The sequence below is a fragment of the Beduini sp. genome (assembly GCF_047239305.1).
Lineage (GTDB): Bacteria > Bacillota_I > Bacilli_A > Erysipelotrichales > Coprobacillaceae > Beduini.
The window spans coordinates 1-17,496 of sequence record NZ_JBKTEM010000003.1 but is presented as its reverse complement, the minus strand read 5'-3'; the positions used below and the strand labels follow the sequence as shown (position 1 = coordinate 17,496).

Here is a 17,496-nt window from a genome sequence, read left to right as displayed (position 1 = left end):
TTATGTAAGGAATAAGAAAATGTCAAACAAAAAGCCCAGGAAATTGCCTGGGAAATATTAGCGAAAAACAACTATTGATGTGGAATAAAGCCGTAAAAATGAATAATATTCATATCTTCGGGCATCTCTAACCCATGACTGCCTAAATTACCATCAATGCGGTGACATCCATGATCCGGTGCAAATCCTAGCAACGTATTATGATTTACCCAATGCTTCTTGATTGTTTCTGCCACTGTTGCAAAAGTAGCCACATTATTTTTAAGCGCAGCTAAGGCTTCTGTACTTTCCGGTCCATAGCGGTGCATTGTGCCATCAAAGTTACCATTATAAAGCAATATAAAGTCATATTGATCTTCCTCGATAAGTGCTAATGCCTTTTGATTACATTCTTCGATCGTCTCATAGATAAAATAATCCATTTCTCTTTCTAAAAAAATCATCGATAAGCTGTCGTTGGCTGTTGAGACAATACAAGGTTTCTTCTTGTTTTTTAATAATGCGTCAAATACCGTTTCGTTTTTTATGACCGGCTTAATATAGCTTTGAATACCATGAACGACTGGCATAACGCCCGTATACATCGAACCAAAGCAGACCGGTGTAACTGACGGCATAACTGATAAGAGTGGTAATGCCAGCTGGGTATGCTTCAAAACATCATGAAACAGTGATGTATATTTTTGATAGAGCCACAAGGCAACAGCATCCGGATTATACATAAAAACCCTATCTGCATGTTGATGAAAAGATTGTTGCGCTACCGTTTTTACGATTGGCAGTGCATTATCAGCTTGTGAAGGTGCCGGCACGCCCAACACATCACAGATAGTAGAAGCAACTTGAGTAATACATAAAGAATTTAAAGATTGTTGTTCGGACATTTGAATTCCCCCTTTTCTCCCATTATAGCATGTTCAAAACACATTGCAACGCAGCTTTAAATTGTATTTTTCAGCTAATTAAGAATTGGTAGTATAAATCACAATTTGGTTATGCTTATTTAAATTTACCTGATAAATAGCTTTTCCCGATCTTACCTTTGTCTGCCATAAACAATATAAACACTTAATCATTAGTATAATAAAAGAAGTAATGCTATTGCAGTCATTACTCCTCATTATTTATTCAATTATTGTTTTCTTTTTTGTAAGGCTAGAAATTATAACAGCCAATGACAAGAGCATCCCCATGATTAAAGTCATGAATGAATTATGATCTCCCGTATCTACCATTTTTTCAATAATAGTTAAAACTTCTTGATCGATTAAATTCTTATCAGCAATACCATCTCCATCTGTATCAATATTATAATCAGGTATTCCATCTCCATCAACGTCAATGTTAAGATCGGGTTTTCCATCCCCATTTGTATCGATATTAAGATCAGGCTTTCCGTCTCCATCTATGTCAATGTTGATATCAGGTTTTCCGTCTCCGTCAATATCGATGTTAATATCTGGCTTTCCGTCTCCATCTATGTCGATGTTAATATCAGGTTTGCCGTCTCCGTCAATATCGATGTTAATATCAGGTTTGCCGTCTCCATCAATATCGATATTAATATCGGGTTTGCCGTCTCCATCGATATCTACGTTAATATCAGGTTTTCCATCTCCATCAATGTCAATGTTAATATCAGGTTTGCCGTCTCCATCAATATCGATATTAATATCAGGTTTGCCGTCTCCGTCAATGTCGATGTTAATATCAGGTTTGCCATCTCCATCAATATCTACATTAACATCAGGCTTACCATCTCCGTCTGTATCCATATTAACTGTTGTAATTTCAAAAGTTGTATCTAAGCTGGAAGCATAATTTCCTTTTCCTTTAATGATAGCGGTCGCACTTCCTACCTCAACGTTGTTTTTATATTCAACTGTGTAGTCTTCCCCTTCAACAAGTACCTTGTCCCCATCCTTGACAATAACGGGTGGGACAATCGGCTTACCGGTATAAGACTGATCTGGAATATCACCGACATTGATCGTTACTTGCATATCTTCACTATCCAATGGTTTTGGTAAGATCGATGCTTCATCTTGTAAGGTATATTCAGATGTACGATACCCTTCTTCATCTTCAAAATAGTATTTCTTTAATAACTCTTTGCTTAATTTCAGGGTTGCTTCCGCATCATCATATTTCCCTACTTTTTCTTGAGGAAAAGATGCCGTTACTTTAAGTCCTTTTAGGAAATCCTCTAAATCAGATTCTAGTACACCTTTTAATTTTAGTGTATCTAAGTCAACAACTGCATCTCTGTTTCCATCATAATATTTATCTAAAATATCAATAAACTCTGGTTCAACTTTTCTTTTCCCGGCATTAACCAAAATTTCCTGAGTAGCATCATTATAAGCTCCATTTCCGGGACGAGTCACTGTGATCGTCACTTCCCCTACTCCAACAATCGTAACATTTCCGTTCTCATCTACCACTGCAATCGATTCATCTGATGAACTATAAATAGGCGCTTCGTCTGTATCTCCACCTTCTAGTTCTAATTGAAAATCATCTCCATAAATCTTATCTAATTCACTGTCAGGTGCAATAACCGTATCGTCTGTTTTATCAGTTACTATAATGGGATTACCGCCAATCGTTTCATTGCCCTGATCTACTGGCGTTACTTCTAACTCGACAGGTGCCGCAGTGCTTTCATTATAATTTGTCCCTGCCCCACCAATATATTTAGCGGTGATGGTTTGAGTACCATCAACTGTATTTTTCCCACCATCTTCACTTGGTGTCCATTCTATCGTTGCCTGGCTGTATTCGTAATTATCCGCCGTTTTATCGACAGCTGCGGTGAGTGCTACTGGATCTCCATAAGGCTCTCCATTAATATAAAATTGCACAAGCCCAGTTGGGGCTTTACATGTTTTAGCCTCATCACTGTCTGGAGAAATGTTAGCTGTAATAGTAATTTTATTATCAGCTCCTGTTTTATCCTCCGCTCTTTCAGCTGTGATTGCAATCTGACTGTCTGCCGGATCAATTTCTGCATATTTATAATATCCACGATGTCCCCAAAAGCTATTCTGGAAAGCCGGATCAGAAGCATATTGACTAGAAGTAATAATCAACTGATATTTTCCTACATTTGCCTGCATTCCTGAAACGATCTCACCTTCTGTAGAAGGTTCTAATGTTTCATTGTCTAAAAGCTGAGACTGAATGGTCATTTTGCTGGCATCGTCCAGCACTTTTCCGCTTGGAATTGTAACAGGAATCCCGCCATCTGTAATCATTTTCAAGAAATCCTGCTGCTGTGTCGCATCAAATGCCAGTCCATCGTAGGTTTTATGTAGTCGTTTTTCATCAGGTATTGATGTATTATCTACCGAAAATGAAACATACTGCTTTAAAAGTGATCCTTGCGTTGCATCCGTCACAAAGAATGAATCCATCGGAATCTCTTTCCCGGCATCATCTTTTATTGACAAGTCAACACGAACCTCTGTCGGTGTATTGCGATTTGGCAGCCAAAAATATAAAGCTCCCTGTTCATCTGTATAAGATGGCATTCCATAATCACTTTCAAGTCCGTTAATTGTCATTTTCATATCATCCACTAATGTAACGGGAATATTATAGCCTTTCAGATCTATCTGAGTCATAAATACTTTTGTCGTTTTTTCTAAATCTCCCCAGGCAGAGCCATCTCCTTCTTTACTTTGGAATTTACCAGCACCGGAAAGGCGAATGGAACCACCGGTTACAATAACGTCTCCGCCTGCTCCACCGATATCATACCAACCTGACTGCGAAGAAGGTAGTAAAGTTCCGCCAGTAATGGTTATGGTTTTATCAGTATTTGTTCCGCCACAGCCTTGACCAAAAGCATTACTATGCGTATATCCTGTTGACTTTAGAAAACCGCCATTGATGTTAATATCTCCGGCAATGGTAGATTTTGGTGTTTGACACATAATCACATCTGTTAAAGTGTAAGTAATCGTTGAATTAGACATTCCCCCAACATAAGTACATCCGCCACCGACTCCAGCCCCGTGGTAAGAGCCATAGGCTTCGATGATTCCGCCATTAAATGTTGTAACAGTACCACCGCCGGCATGTCCTCCGCCAATTCCTGTTCCTGCACCATTGGAATTATCAGATGATCCATAGGCAGCTGCAATAATCTTCCCGCCATTGAATATCATATTCCCACTATTTTCAATGGCTGCTCCGCCAATTGCCGCAGCTCTGTAGCCTCCGTTAACTCTTAATGTTCCTGCATTTGGACTATCTAATAAAGTCAGACGATCGCCAGCATATACTACTGTACCATCCTGTAAAGTTGCGTCTCTCGAAACACGTCCATTTTCCGGAAGAACGGGCATACCATTTATATCAACATTACGACGAGCATCATCAATCGTTAAACTTGATCCTTCTCCACAGCGAATCCCCGGAAAATGACGCGCCGATGATTGAATAGTAGTTAGGACATTTTCACTACCATCTGCGATCGTAATATGAGCAGAAGTCGGATTATCAAGATTTGTCGGAATATTAATTGGTAAAATTCCTGTAATCCTTACATTATCCAAAGTAATATCCGCATCGTTTCCCGGCTGAATATAAATACAATCCGAGATAACTGCCCCATTTGTCGAGATCGTCAGCGGTGTATTGGTTTTAATCGTTAATGCTTTCACCGTAATATTGTTAACTCCTCCATATTTAGAGGGTTGCGGTGAACTTGTACTTTCTGCATTCCCATATCCCTGTGTCTGATAAATCACATCTCCATACTCATAGTCCACTCCTTCTACTCCACCAGTGACACTAAAACCACCTACTGTATTACCTGTGTCTGCTTTGGCTTCAATGTGAACTAAACTGCCTATCATAAACATAGTTAGACTTATGATAAACAATTTTTTTAATAAACCAAAACTTTGATTTTTAAAAGTCATTGTTATTCCTCCCTTATTTCTTAGCTTTTTTCTAAATATTTTTAATACCTCCGCTATTGCAATACAACATAATTACACTTATGTTGTATTGTTTAAAAAGTAAGGAAAAAAGGTTATATTTTGTCATATAAATAATTAAAAAGACAATATTTTTTGGTAATTCCTACCATTTTAGGTAAGTTTAACTTTTTCTTTTTCGTAGATAATACCTTGAAAACTAGGGGATTTTCGCCTATAATGGATACGTAAATAGCTATATGCATAAAAACCACAACATAAGTGTAATTATGTTGTGGTTTTTTGACTGTATTTTACAGTAAACCATTCCTTAGACAACGATAGATTTTTGTCATTAAACTAAATTAGAATAGTAGAAAACAATATATAGCCCCTATTTATTGCATTAATCTAAAAACATTATAAATAAAAAAGACTGTGATAAATGAATGTTTATCTACAGTCTAAAAATTTGATTTCAGTATTCTTTTATAATGAGACTTGCTTACTTACAAACTGTCTCATGCTTGCTTTTACCACTTCTTCGTCTCCGTCATAAGGAACAGTGGTGCCATTTATTTTTTGAGTAGTTTCATTCCCTTTTCCCAGTACCATAACGATTGTCGGTTCTTTAATATCCATGAAAGCTTTTTGAATCCCTGCTTCTCTGTCATCAAAGCTATAATATGGTTTATCGGTAATCACTTCGGCAATCTGCTGATTAATTTGCTCAATATCTTCATGACCGGAATCGTCCGGAACCAAATAGATTTCATCTGCAAAACAGTTTGCTGCCTGCCCTAGTTCATGACGGCGGTTAAAGGCTTTATCCCCCGGACAGCCAAAAACAGCTTTAATATGATAGTTTGGATAAAATTGCTGGGCATATTTAAAAATCTGAGTAAAGCTCGCATCATTATGAGCATAGTCAACAATACTGGCAACATGATGATGTTCGTCATTAAATTGTTTCATTCTGCCCGGAACACTGGTGTGAGCCAGTCCATATTGAATGGCTTCAACTGGGATGTTCATATCCAATGCCACTAAAATGACAGACAATACATTTTCAATATTAAACAATCCGGGAACTGATAAATAGATCGGGTATTTCTCACCTTTATATAAAATATTGAAATGTGATCCATGCGTGTCCATCTCAATATCTGCCGCTCTGATCGTTGCCTCTTGGGTCAACGAGAACGTATACACCTGCTTTTTTTGTTCATCACTTAAATAATCAACTAGGTCTGCATTCATAATACATACTTTTGAATGATCAAACAGCTTTAATTTTGATTCAATATAATCTTGGAAAGTGGGATGTTCCACATCACTGATATGATCATTGGAAATATTTAAAAAGATACCATAATGATATTCTATGCCATACACACGGTCATATTTTAACGCCTGCGAAGATACTTCCATAATCACATTTTCTTTACCATTTTCTTTTACATCACGAAAGATCTGCTGTAAGGTTAAAGATTCCGGCGTAGTCAATAAAGAAGGGACAATGTGATCTCCGTTATAGATTTCCACTGAACCTAAATAGGCAGTATCTCCTTTTTTAGAATGTGCGTCTAATATACTCTTTAAAAAATATAAAGAAGATGTTTTTCCTTTTGTTCCGGTAATCCCTATCAGATTTAAATCTTGGCTAGGATGATCATATAAGGCATCAGCTAGCAGTGCCATTGCCTTTAATACATCTTTTACTAAAATCAAAGGAAGATCTACTTCATAATCTACTTCACTGATATACGCACTTAGCTGATGATGAATTGCTTCTAAATATTCTTTTTTAAAATTATTGCCTTTACAGACAAATAAACAGTTATGTCCTAACTTTTTTGAATGAAAAGAGATACTTTCCACCTGTATTTCCACTTGCGGAGCTTTAATCAAAAGACCATGCTTCGATAATATATTTATAATTAAGTTTGTATTTAATTGCATACTCTATTTTTCCTTTTTAATATGTGTCCATTTATTCAGTTTAATAAAACAGCCAAAGATAGCTGACAAAACGGCAATGATTGGTAAAAGGAACCACAATTTCTTATTTTTCATAGTCTTCCCCTTTCAAGTAGCGTGTTCATTGACTAATCTATATCATAGCATTTTTAATTTTATATGCAACTTAAATTTCACTATATCAATCATTCTGATTCAAAGCTGAAGCAATCGCCTTATGCAGTTTCCAGACATCGTCACCATAGTTGCTTATTAATGTGATCACTGTCTTTTTTTCTTTATTATAGCTGGAAATAAAACTGACTCCGGGATCACTTCCCTGAAAATAAGACAGGTAGTCATTCCCTTGTTTTTTCAGCCATAAACCATAGCCATAGCAGTCAGCTTCACCACTGTGATTGGTCATCATGTTTTTTGTCATTTGATAAGATAATAATTGGTGAGAGAGCAGTCCTTGCCAAAACAGCTGAATATCCTTGATTGTTGTAAAGGCTCCACCTGCCCCGGTTCCTTTTGCATCTACACTGAAAATATTGGTTCGGTAACGGTTCCTACTCGCATCATAAATATAGTGATAAGCACATTTTTCTGGCAGACAATCCAATTCATAGTAACCTGTATTTCTCATATTACAGGGAAGAAATATCTTTTCTTTTAAATAATGGTCAAAAGCCTGTCCGGTAATTTTTTCCATGATCAGTGCCAATAAAACATAGCCGGCATTATTATATTGGAATTTCCTTTTTCGTTCATACATCATTGGCTTATTTATAAATAACGGCAGTAAGTCTTGGTTAGAACGAATCTTGTAGTTAGGAAAGTCGATCCATAATTCTTCGTATTCGTTCATGATGCTTTCATCAAAATAGTCCGGCATACCCGAAGTATGAGTTAACAATTCTTCAATGGTAATGCCGCTATCAATAGCTCTTAAATCAAAATCTAAAATATCTCCAATTCTATCATTAAAATTAAGTTTTCCTGTTTCTATAAGATGCAGAATGCCTACAGCAACAAACACTTTACCAGCAGAAGCGGTCGCAAACTTCGTTTCTATATCATTTGGCACTTTATTAGGAAGATCGGCATAGCCATAGGCTTTTAAAAAACAAGGTTCATTTTCTTGAGTAACGGATATACAGCCTCTAAATTCTGTGTTTATTAAATGATCAATCTTCATATTTTAAAATTCCTTTCTTCCTTCTTAAAAAATTATAGCTCACATTCCAATTGACGATCAAAAGGTTCACTGATCGCATGCATCTCATTTATTTCCATTGCATCCACACATCCCATTACCTGATAAAAGGATTGTGTTTCCACTGCTGAATGGGAAGATATATAGAGTTTCTTTGCGCCACGTTTCTTCGCCCAATTTTTCGCAGAATAAAATAGTTTTTTGCCGATCCCCTGCTGACGCATATCGTTGGAAACATGAAGACTGCTCAAATCAAGATAGTCATGATTTTTTCCAAACAAACATGATTCAACAGATATAAATCCTTTTAACTGCTGATCTAAAAAAGCACCTAAAACATAGCCATCAGTCTCTAAAGTATGTTGCAGACAGCTAGTTAGCTCCTGATACTCTTCCATTGTCCAATCATCAATAAATGGACATTCTTTAATCTGCCAAATACCATCGATGAACCGATAACATTCAGTCACCTTTTGCCGACGATAAAAATGAGCAAATAAGTCTATCCTTATTTCTTCTGTAGTCAAAGGTTTATATACAATCATCATAGTTTCTCCTTTAGGATAAGGGTTTCCTGTATGAAAGAGAGACATTGCTTTTCAAAAAGATAACCATTCTTTATAAATTCATCATCACTCATAGCAGAATAATATTTATTTAAATGGGGATCTATTGTTATGACATCTAAAGGATTTCCTCGATGTGAATGCTCTCGATCGATAATAGATGTCATTATGAACGGATCCTCCTGAATTTCTGTGGTATATATGCCTGATTCACTAACGATCGCTAATCCTGTCAAATAGTGTGCCATGCTTTTCCCGCCAACACTATCGATTAGCTTGGTATAGTAAGCAATCATTTCTTCATCATTTAATTCTTTTCCCTCAATGCGCCGAACGAATAACCCCGGTTGTTTTTGTTTAGGTACACGATCAATATAAAGTCCGGAATCGGCGCCAATCGTTGGGATCTGTGTCTGCTTATAATAAGCTAATGCTTTTTTCAAGGCATTTTCTTTTGGACTTTGACCATCTTCCAATATCTCTAGTTTAAGATTAAGACCTTTAGGAGTAACAATGTCAATCGGAAGATTTTTTAAACGCCTTTTCATATTATAAATCTTAGAATTATTCCAGGTTGCATAAAGCAGCTGCATCTTCATCCCTCCTCTTTTCCCCATTATAGCATTATTTTAGATAAAATAAAAAAGTGCTGAGCACTTTATGATCGTTAACAAAGTGATACTTCAAAAAGAGTATCGCTTTGTCAACAATCTGAGAATGCAAAAGCATTCTTAGTCTGTCAAATCTTCTCCGTTAGAAACGATTACTTTCTTATACCAGTAGAAAGAATCTTTACGATAACGAGCAAGATCTTTTAAATCAAATTCATCACGGTTGACATAAATGAAGCCATAGCGTTTTACCATTCCCTCATGTGTTGAAATCAAGTCGATCGCTGACCATGGGCAATATCCCATGACTTCTACACCATCTGTAATGGCAAGCTGAATTTGTTCAATATGTTTTCTTAAATATTCAATACGATATGGATCATGAATCTTTCCATCTTCGGTTAATTTATCATAAGCACCTAATCCATTTTCTGTGATAATCAAAGGAAGACGATATCTTGAATATATTTCTCTTAATGTACTTCTGAATCCTACCGGGTCAATTTCCCAGCCAAACTGAGTTTTTTGCAGATTTGGGTTCGCTGCCGCTTTTACCACACCAGGTTCTCCCATTGCTTTTTGCTGATCGCCGCCTTTTTCATTTACTTCCGAACCATCACTGTACTCTACTGTTGCAGTTGAGTAATAGTTGAATCCGATGAAATCAGGTTTACCGGAAGCCAAAATTTCCATATCGCCTGGTTCAATATCCGGAGTAGCATCTAAGTTTTCTAAATAAGCCCATACAATATTATTGTATTTTCCATAAACTGCCATATCTAAATATAACCAGTTTCGAATGGCATTAAAGTTTTGTGAAGCAATCACATCCTCCGGTTTGCAGCTTGCCGCATAAGTTAATGAGATATTTGGTGCTGGTCCAATCTTAGCTCCGGGGATCATTTCATGGCATAATGCCATAGCTTTTGCCTGTGCCACTAACATATGATGATTTTGCTGGTAAGCCTCTTTTTTAGGATTGCTTGATTTGATGTTTGATGTCCCGATGACCTCTCCCATCAGCGTTAAAACATTTTGTTCATTGATCGTCAGCCAGTATTTAACACGATCTCCGAAGTTTTCATACATCACTTTGGCAAAGTTAACGAATTCATCAATAGATTCTCTTCTTGACCATCCGCCTTTAGCGTCTAATGCTGCCGGCAAGTCAAAATGGAACATCGTTACTAATGGGATAATATTATGTTTGATACATTCATCAATAATATTATTATAGAATTCAATCCCTTTTGGATTTACTGCCCCTACCCCTTCCGGAATGATTCTTGACCAAGAAATAGAGAAACGATACACTTTGAATCCCATTTCTGCCATTAAAGCAATATCTTCTTTGTAATGATGATAATGATCTGCACAGACAGTTAAATCAGAAGTTCCTTCCGGTACCTTCTTAACGTCCTGAACAGAGGGACCTTTGCCATCTTCCAAGTTTGCCCCTTCTACCTGATAAGCAGAAGTCGATGCTCCCCATAAAAAGTCCTGTGGGAATGGTTTTAATTTTTTATAGATCATAGTTTTCCTCCTTTATATATAGGTATATTATACTCGATATGAATTTAGATAAAAAGACTTTTAACGACTCTTGACAAAAGCCTTTCAAAATATGTAAATTTTTTCACAAATATATTGACATTTCCCTTTGACATTCATATAATTTAGTCATATGTCATGACACATATATAAACATAAATATCTAGGGGGAAAATTTATGAAAAACAACAAAATCCATAAAATGGTCATTGCTGCATTATTATGTGCAATCGGAATTATCATTCCAATGTTTTCGCCGGTGAAGCTAGTATTGGAGCCAGCCTCATTCACTTTAGCAAGTCATGTAGCGATTATGATTGCCATGTTCGTCTCACCGACTGTAGCTATCTTCGTTTCATTAGGAACGACTTTAGGTTTCTTAATGGCAGGATTTCCGATCGTTGTCGTAGTCAGAGCATTCAGTCAAGTAGTTTGGGCATTCGGCGGAGCTTATTACTTAATGAAAAAACCTGAAACGATGAAATCATTGCCTAAAATGATTGTCTTCTTCTTTATCATTTCATTGATTCACGGGGGATTAGAAATGATGAGTGTTTGTCCTTTCTATTTTGGCAATAATTTGGGAGCCGGTTACTACAACAAAGGATTCGTTTATGCAGTACTTGGTTTAGTTGGAGGCGGTACTGTTGTTCATGGAATGGTTGACTTTGCGATTTCTGTTGTCGTATATAAAGCATTATTATCGATCAGAAGCATCAAGGCGGTTTGTCAGGTAAAAGAAGTATTTATTTCTGATGACCATATCGCTAAAACAGTAACTCAATAAAAAATAAACCGTTAAACAAATAGATGTCAACGGTTCAAGACGGGTATGACCGTCTTTTTATTTTGTTCTTTTAAAGAGTGTATGGGGAATCGCTAAAGCAAAAACGATGCCTAAAGCAATCATCACTGCGGTAGAAAAGGTTTCCAGTCCTTTAGTAAGGGCAAGCGAATGCTGATTGGTTATAAAATAATAAGCGGTGTAATAAATACCGGCACCGGGAACCAGAGGAAAGATGCCGCAGATGAGAAAAACAGTTAACGGTAGTTTTCTTTTTACGGCTAAAAAGCGACAAAAAATGGTTAATACCAACGCTCCGATAAAAATCGAATTCGTGTATCCCACTCCCAAAGCTAACCCACCTAAATAACATAGCCAGCCGATCATACCGGCTAAACCGCAATAAAGATATTCACTGACCGGAACACTAAACAGCACTGAAAAGGAAATCGTTCCGATCAATGCCACTAATCCCTGACTAATCATAGCACCACCCCCAGCATCTGATAAATAGAAAGACTGATTCCTACCCCACAGGCAATACATCCTGCAACCAATACAGCATCTAAAAGATGGATCATTCCCGATAAATAATCACTGTTGATAATATCTCGAACCGAAGTCGTAATCAGTACCCCCGGAACTAAAGGAATGATTGAGCCCATGATAATATGATCCAAAGAACTGCCTAAGCCAAAGTGATAGGATAAGCAGCCAATCAGTCCGACGACACTGCTTCCTAATATATTCTGCATGATTTTACTGGTCTTTCCTTTTAATATATATAGAAAAAAGATATACAAGGCTAAGCCTGAGATGAAAGAAGCAACACTATCCATCACACTCCCGCCTAATAAATAACAAAAAGTCGCCGCACCGATTCCGGAAGCAAAGATCTGCATGCAAGGAGAAGAAAAAGGAATCTGTTTAGCCTCCTCAATCTTCAAATAAGCCTCTTTAAGAGGCAGGCGTTGGTCACAGATCATGCGAGAAAGTTCGTTTACTGCACAAATTCGTCCTAAATGAACAGGTGCTAATGGAACATAGCGTAATTGAGTGGTATAGAGTTTTTCCCCATCGTTGACACTGACAAACAACCCATTAGCAATCACATACACATGAAACTGTTCAATGCCATAGCTGTCCGCAATGCGTTCTAGTGTATCCTGCACACGAAAGATTTCTGCCCCGCTTTTTAAAAGCAGTTCCCCAATCTGAACACACAGTTCAACAACTTCCTGCGCATTCTCTTTCATTTTTTCACCTCAAAGGGAATCGGACGATGATGCAGAGCATCAATCATTTGACTGACACATAGATCCCCTACCCGCTTCAAGGCTTCATTCGTATTTGCGCCTAAATGGGGAGTAATAATCATATTTTCCAACAACATCAATTTTGAAAAATGCGGTTCATGGGTAAGTACGTCACTGGCTGCCCCGGCAATTTTCTTTTCTTTTAAAGCAAGATATAAAGCCTCTTCGTCAATGATGGCTCCGCGCGCTGTATTGATTAAAAAGGCAGTAGGTTTCATTACTTCTAATTCAGCTTTCCCTATCATATGATAGGTTTCTTCATTCAATGGCAGACATAGACAAACATAATCACTTTGACGAAGTAAGCTAACTAGACTTGCACAATTAGTGATCCCCAATTCGTTTGCTGCTGTCTGATCTAAATGATGTGAGTACCCTAACACATTCATCTTAAAGCCATCTTTTAAAATCCAAATTGCCTGTTTGGCAATGGCTCCCACACCGATAAATCCTACTGTCTTCCTACTTAGCTCCTGTCCCATTAAATAAGAGGGCGCTAAATTGCAAAGAGTCTGCGATGAATAATCATGCTCCGCTTTGATAAGCTGTCTTGATAAGGCTAACATAAACATGACGATCATCTCAGCAACCGAAGTACTGTTCTGATTAGGCGTATTGAACACCTTGATATGTCGTTTTTTTGCTTCCTCTATATCCACGTCATCGCAGCCACTTCCATGAATGCCAATGACTTTCAAATTGGGCAGATGATCCATCAAGCCTTTATCCACCTTTATATTACGAGTAATCAATCCTTCAATCTTTTTCGGAATAGAAAAGTCTTCAACAATCTCAGTCTCACTTTTTAAAAGTGCATAACTGTCAGGATGAATGGGTTCCGATAAATATACAGCCATATGTCCGCCTCCTTTAAAAGCGTTTATTTTTCATCATAATCATCTAAAAAACTATGAGCGATACCATCTTTCTTATAGCCGATCACCGTATCTAAATTAATATTATGAATACTTCTAAATATATTAATATCCACATTTGGATAAATTTTGCGATAAGCGGCAATCAAACGTTTCATTTCATTTCTTTTAGAACCACCGCTGGTTTCAGTGATTGTCTCTGTCAATCGACAGGCACATAATAAAAACTTTAAATGATGATAGTCACGCCAGCGTATGATCGCTGCTTCTTTAACTAAATATAAAGGACGAATCAATTCCATTCCTTCAAAATTATCACTATGCAGCTTAGGCATCATTGTTTTGATCTCTGACCCATAAAACATGCTCATAAGAATCGTTTCAATCGCATCATCAAAATGATGACCTAAAGCAATCTTATTGCACCCTAAACTTTGGGCAAAGCGATATAAATAGCCTCGGCGCATTCTGGCACATAAATAGCATGGATTTTCATCCACTGAATCGACAATCTCAAAGATATCGGACTTAAAAATCTGAATCGGAATATCCAGTTTTTCTGCATTATCTTTAATCAATTGCAGATTTTCCTCTTTATATCCCGGATCCATCACAATAAATTCAATCTCAAAATTATTCTGTCCATGACGCTTTAATTCCTGAAACAGTTTTGCCATCAGCATCGAATCCTTGCCCCCGGAAATACAGATTCCAATATGGTCTCCATCTTTGATCAGCTGATATTCATTAATGGCTTTTATAAAAGGGCGCCATATTTCTTTACGATATTTTTTTATAATACTTCTTTCTACTTCCTGATAAAATTCCATGTTTTTTCCTTTCTACTATTACCTTCTAAATTTTTAACATATTTTCATCTTTTTGACTACAAATTTAAAGAGAAAAAGATAATATTTATGTACTTATAAAGAGATTTTGCTATAATTTTAAAGATGAGGTGATAAAATGCAGGAAATTCTATTTTTTGATGTTGATGGAACATTGCTGGATTCACAGTTTCATATGGCAGAATCTACTAAAAAGGCGCTGATTCAATTGAAGCAGAACGGACATCGGCTTTGCATCGCCACGGGCAGAAGCTATGATTCTTTATTGCGTACTCATATCACAGAGATGATAGAATGGGATGGCATTCTCTGCAACAACGGACAACTAGTACTAGACAAGGATCGCAGAATTCTGTTTAAAGCCTTGATTCCAAGGGAATCAGCCTGCGCTTTTTTAAGGATTGCCGCAAAGAAAAACTATCCTGTCGTTGTCAAATGTAAAGAGCGTTTTATTTCTCAAGTGGCTGATGAAAACACAGTTTTGGTGCACCGGCATTTCAATAATCCACTGCCGAAAGTTGGCACATTGAAACATCAGGAAGTAGAAGCAATGAACATATACGCTCCTCAATCAGAGGATTATCACGATTTTTCTCAGATTGAAGGCATTGATATTATTCCCTGTGCCTTAAACTATGCGGAGGTAAGTCCTAAAGGCGTCAGCAAGGCTTCTTCTATTAACTATTTACTTCAACACTATGGGCATACTTCTTACATTGCTTTTGGCGATTCACCAAATGATATCAAGATGCTTAAGAATGCCACAACTGCCGTTGTGATGGGGCAAAGCATTGAGGAAGTCAAACGTTGTGCAACACTCGTTACTAATTCCATTGATCAAGATGGCATCATGACTGCCTGTTTGCAGTTACATTTACTTAAGGAGGAAACATAATGCGAATCTATCCCACCACTACCTTTAATTATCAGTATTTAGATGAAAATAATCAAATTCAAAACTTGAACTATCATGTTGTGAGTTTTCATGAATATTTACACGATCAGGATATTGATCTGTTTTATATTGAAAATGCTTCTATTATAAGTGTCCAGCAAACCATTGAACTTGATAAAGCAGCTTTAGAATATGCTTATCTTGGATATTTAGATAATCCTAAAGAGCTTACGCTCCTATTTCCACGTGATCCGAGCAAAGCAAGCTGGATCTTCAATGTTCAAGATATTCGATTCAACTACAAATCCAACATACCAAACTGGGGAGATGAAGATAATGTTTAAACATATATTTCTAACGGGTGATAATGATCAGCTCAAATCAAGGATTATTGATCAGCTGTTAGAGGATAAGACTTTCAGCGGATTTACTATTCTGCCTTATCAGATCAACGGACAGCAAAAAGGTCGCTATCTGCATAGTTATGTTGCGGTTGAAGAATATGATAATGATCTGCCAATCGAGGTGAAGATCAACTCTCGGCAAAGTGTAACGGTTCCCAATGTTTTAGACTACTTTGGGGCGAAAATTCTTTTAAATAGTCTTCATTCCTCTGCATCAATCATCAAGATGGATCCCCTTTACATATCCAATCATAAAGCTTTGATTTTTTTAGAAGAATTTGATCGCTGTCTTTATAGTGACAAACATATTATTGGTGCCCTTTCTACTATGAGTGATGAATTAAGTGCCTTAGTATTTGCAAATAAAGAAAGCTGTTTACTGGAAATCAATGAAATGAATCAGACACAAATTGTAGAAAACTTAAAAAGGATCATGTCCAATTGGGACTGATCCTTTTATTATGCAAACAAGATGACAATGAAGACTATCGCAAAAGCAATCTGCGCTCCTCCGGTTAACCCGCCATAAAGAATGGCTTTAGGTCCTTCCTTGACTAAATCTCTGAATTTCACACGCATTCCAATAGCCGCTAAGGCAATAATTTCAAACTGCGAACTGATTGATTTAGCTGTAGCCGATACAATACTTGGAATAATACCTGTACTGTTTAAAACGCTGAAGATAAAGAATCCCACCACAAACCAAGGAATCCCTGCTTTGATTTTAGATGTTATTTGAGTGTTCTTGGAAAACAGCGGCTTCCCTTCTTCAAGATTCATCTTTGAATAAGATAATGCAATAAATACAATAAAGATAATACGCACAATTTTAAAGATCGTAGCAAATTCAACCACTTCTTTGTTTACCATCACTGCCGAAGCAATGACCTGACCGATCGATTGTAAAGTACCGCCGAGCATCGCTGAAGTTTTCAATGTTTCATGATGATACAGCCACCCGGTTAAAAGCGGTAAGAGTACCATCAAAACTGTTCCGGTTACATTGACAATCGTGATTGAAATACCTTTATCTTTACTGTCTGCATCTACAATCGGTGCCACTGTTCCGATAGCCGATGATCCGCAAACTGCATTCCCCGCACACATCAGTAAAGAAAACTTTTTGGTAAAGCCGAGTTTCTTTCCGATATAATAACAGATCATAATCGTACACGTCATCTGCAAGGAGATAAATCCAACTCCCTGCAATCCAATTCCTAAGATATCTGTCAACTGGAGTGTTAAGCCGGTTAATACAATCGAATATTCTAATAATCTGCTTTCAGAAAATTTTGTTCCGATATTAAATATATCTTTATTTAAAAAAGTATTCCCCGCCAGCATTCCTATTCCAATCGCAAAGAGCGCTGCGCCAACGCCGGGAACGATTTTTGCGATCTGCTGTGCGATCAACCCGATAATCAGACAAACCATAAATCCTGGTCCATATGCTTTTATTTTTTTCATAAACTTCTCCCCTATCTGTTGTTTGCAGTTTATCATAGTATTAATATAAATAAAAATTATAATATTTTATTTA

The 17,496-nt window shown here is 37.0% G+C and carries 16 protein-coding genes; 4 read left to right on the top strand and 12 right to left on the bottom strand.

Annotation, left to right across the window (positions count from 1 at the left end; translation table 11 throughout):
• Window positions 1-71: 71 nt before the first annotated feature.
• The 7 genes from ACLRVU_RS06335 to ACLRVU_RS06305 all read right to left on the bottom strand — a co-directional run bounded on the left by ACLRVU_RS06335 (window position 72) and on the right by ACLRVU_RS06305 (window position 10,816).
• Window positions 72-884 carry an alkaline phosphatase family protein gene (locus tag ACLRVU_RS06335; RefSeq protein WP_412891191.1) on the bottom strand — a complete coding sequence of 271 codons (813 nt, stop codon included), beginning with the start codon at window positions 882-884 and terminating at the stop codon, window positions 72-74.
• Window positions 885-1,124: 240 nt separating this feature from the next.
• Window positions 1,125-4,931: an Ig-like domain-containing protein gene (locus ACLRVU_RS06330; protein WP_412891190.1), complete on the bottom strand. Its 3,807-nt coding sequence runs from the start codon at window positions 4,929-4,931 to the stop codon at window positions 1,125-1,127.
• A gap of 486 nt (window positions 4,932-5,417) precedes the next feature.
• The gene (locus ACLRVU_RS06325) at window positions 5,418-6,890 is read right to left on the bottom strand and encodes a Mur ligase family protein (RefSeq protein ID WP_412891189.1); all 1,473 of its coding nucleotides are present in this window, start codon (window positions 6,888-6,890) and stop codon (window positions 5,418-5,420) included.
• Window positions 6,891-7,089: 199 nt separating this feature from the next.
• Window positions 7,090-8,088, bottom strand: a complete 999-nt coding sequence (locus tag ACLRVU_RS06320; protein ID WP_412891188.1) for a serine hydrolase domain-containing protein — start codon at window positions 8,086-8,088, stop codon at window positions 7,090-7,092.
• Between the two features lie 32 nt (window positions 8,089-8,120).
• Window positions 8,121-8,651: a GNAT family N-acetyltransferase gene (locus ACLRVU_RS06315; RefSeq protein WP_412891187.1), complete on the bottom strand. Its 531-nt coding sequence runs from the start codon at window positions 8,649-8,651 to the stop codon at window positions 8,121-8,123.
• The gene (locus ACLRVU_RS06310; RefSeq protein WP_412891186.1) at window positions 8,651-9,265 is read right to left on the bottom strand and encodes a non-canonical purine NTP pyrophosphatase; all 615 of its coding nucleotides are present in this window, start codon (window positions 9,263-9,265) and stop codon (window positions 8,651-8,653) included. The genes ACLRVU_RS06315 and ACLRVU_RS06310 overlap by 1 nt, the downstream gene beginning before the upstream one ends.
• A gap of 138 nt (window positions 9,266-9,403) precedes the next feature.
• Window positions 9,404-10,816: a glycoside hydrolase family 1 protein gene (locus ACLRVU_RS06305; protein ID WP_412891185.1), complete on the bottom strand. Its 1,413-nt coding sequence runs from the start codon at window positions 10,814-10,816 to the stop codon at window positions 9,404-9,406.
• A gap of 196 nt (window positions 10,817-11,012) precedes the next feature.
• Between ACLRVU_RS06305 and ACLRVU_RS06300 the strand changes: the two genes are divergently transcribed.
• On the top strand, window positions 11,013-11,621 hold the full coding sequence (locus tag ACLRVU_RS06300; RefSeq protein ID WP_412891184.1) for a hypothetical protein: 609 nt from the start codon (window positions 11,013-11,015) through the stop codon (window positions 11,619-11,621).
• Between the two features lie 57 nt (window positions 11,622-11,678).
• Here the strand turns inward: ACLRVU_RS06300 and ACLRVU_RS06295 are convergent, their stop codons facing one another.
• Genes ACLRVU_RS06295 through ACLRVU_RS06280 form a run of 4 tightly spaced genes read right to left on the bottom strand, consistent with a single transcriptional unit; the run spans window position 11,679 to window position 14,639 of the window.
• On the bottom strand, window positions 11,679-12,104 hold the full coding sequence (locus ACLRVU_RS06295; protein ID WP_412891183.1) for a threonine/serine exporter family protein: 426 nt from the start codon (window positions 12,102-12,104) through the stop codon (window positions 11,679-11,681).
• The gene (locus tag ACLRVU_RS06290; protein ID WP_147550701.1) at window positions 12,101-12,874 is read right to left on the bottom strand and encodes a threonine/serine exporter family protein; all 774 of its coding nucleotides are present in this window, start codon (window positions 12,872-12,874) and stop codon (window positions 12,101-12,103) included. Before ACLRVU_RS06290 ends, ACLRVU_RS06295 begins: the two co-directional genes overlap by 4 nt.
• A complete protein-coding gene (locus ACLRVU_RS06285) occupies window positions 12,871-13,791 on the bottom strand; it encodes an NAD(P)-dependent oxidoreductase (protein WP_412891182.1) in 921 nt (306 codons plus the stop codon). The genes ACLRVU_RS06290 and ACLRVU_RS06285 overlap by 4 nt, the downstream gene beginning before the upstream one ends.
• 23 nt (window positions 13,792-13,814) lie before the next feature.
• Complete coding sequence (locus ACLRVU_RS06280) at window positions 13,815-14,639, bottom strand: tRNA lysidine(34) synthetase (RefSeq protein WP_412891181.1); 825 nt, start codon at window positions 14,637-14,639, stop codon at window positions 13,815-13,817.
• Window positions 14,640-14,775: 136 nt separating this feature from the next.
• On the opposite strand from ACLRVU_RS06280, the gene ACLRVU_RS06275 reads away from it, so the two are divergent.
• The 3 genes from ACLRVU_RS06275 to ACLRVU_RS06265 are packed head-to-tail and all read left to right on the top strand — an operon-like array spanning window position 14,776 to window position 16,407.
• A complete protein-coding gene (locus ACLRVU_RS06275; protein ID WP_412891180.1) occupies window positions 14,776-15,552 on the top strand; it encodes an HAD family hydrolase in 777 nt (258 codons plus the stop codon).
• Entirely contained in the window at window positions 15,552-15,896 is a 345-nt protein-coding gene (locus ACLRVU_RS06270; RefSeq protein WP_412891179.1) for a hypothetical protein, read from the top strand. Before ACLRVU_RS06275 ends, ACLRVU_RS06270 begins: the two co-directional genes overlap by 1 nt.
• Complete coding sequence (locus ACLRVU_RS06265; protein WP_412891178.1) at window positions 15,889-16,407, top strand: hypothetical protein; 519 nt, start codon at window positions 15,889-15,891, stop codon at window positions 16,405-16,407. The genes ACLRVU_RS06270 and ACLRVU_RS06265 overlap by 8 nt, the downstream gene beginning before the upstream one ends.
• A gap of 8 nt (window positions 16,408-16,415) precedes the next feature.
• Here ACLRVU_RS06265 and ACLRVU_RS06260 read toward each other — a convergent pair whose 3' ends face one another.
• Entirely contained in the window at window positions 16,416-17,423 is a 1,008-nt protein-coding gene (locus tag ACLRVU_RS06260; protein ID WP_412891177.1) for a YeiH family protein, read from the bottom strand.
• Window positions 17,424-17,496 lie beyond the last annotated feature (73 nt).

Bases quoted from the DNA above. Each gene is read 5' to 3' on its own strand.
- ACLRVU_RS06335 (WP_412891191.1), bottom strand. From the start codon at position 884: ATGTCCGAACAACAATCTTTAAATTCTTTATGTATTACTCAAGTTGCT.
- ACLRVU_RS06330 (WP_412891190.1), bottom strand. From the start codon at position 4,931: ATGACTTTTAAAAATCAAAGTTTTGGTTTATTAAAAAAATTGTTTATC.
- ACLRVU_RS06325 (WP_412891189.1), bottom strand. From the start codon at position 6,890: ATGCAATTAAATACAAACTTAATTATAAATATATTATCGAAGCATGGT.
- ACLRVU_RS06320 (WP_412891188.1), bottom strand. From the start codon at position 8,088: ATGAAGATTGATCATTTAATAAACACAGAATTTAGAGGCTGTATATCC.
- ACLRVU_RS06315 (WP_412891187.1), bottom strand. From the start codon at position 8,651: ATGATTGTATATAAACCTTTGACTACAGAAGAAATAAGGATAGACTTA.
- ACLRVU_RS06310 (WP_412891186.1), bottom strand. From the start codon at position 9,265: ATGCAGCTGCTTTATGCAACCTGGAATAATTCTAAGATTTATAATATG.
- ACLRVU_RS06305 (WP_412891185.1), bottom strand. From the start codon at position 10,816: ATGATCTATAAAAAATTAAAACCATTCCCACAGGACTTTTTATGGGGA.
- ACLRVU_RS06300 (WP_412891184.1), top strand. From the start codon at position 11,013: ATGAAAAACAACAAAATCCATAAAATGGTCATTGCTGCATTATTATGT.
- ACLRVU_RS06295 (WP_412891183.1), bottom strand. From the start codon at position 12,104: ATGATTAGTCAGGGATTAGTGGCATTGATCGGAACGATTTCCTTTTCA.
- ACLRVU_RS06290 (WP_147550701.1), bottom strand. From the start codon at position 12,874: ATGAAAGAGAATGCGCAGGAAGTTGTTGAACTGTGTGTTCAGATTGGG.
- ACLRVU_RS06285 (WP_412891182.1), bottom strand. From the start codon at position 13,791: ATGGCTGTATATTTATCGGAACCCATTCATCCTGACAGTTATGCACTT.
- ACLRVU_RS06280 (WP_412891181.1), bottom strand. From the start codon at position 14,639: ATGGAATTTTATCAGGAAGTAGAAAGAAGTATTATAAAAAAATATCGT.
- ACLRVU_RS06275 (WP_412891180.1), top strand. From the start codon at position 14,776: ATGCAGGAAATTCTATTTTTTGATGTTGATGGAACATTGCTGGATTCA.
- ACLRVU_RS06270 (WP_412891179.1), top strand. From the start codon at position 15,552: ATGCGAATCTATCCCACCACTACCTTTAATTATCAGTATTTAGATGAA.
- ACLRVU_RS06265 (WP_412891178.1), top strand. From the start codon at position 15,889: ATGTTTAAACATATATTTCTAACGGGTGATAATGATCAGCTCAAATCA.
- ACLRVU_RS06260 (WP_412891177.1), bottom strand. From the start codon at position 17,423: ATGAAAAAAATAAAAGCATATGGACCAGGATTTATGGTTTGTCTGATT.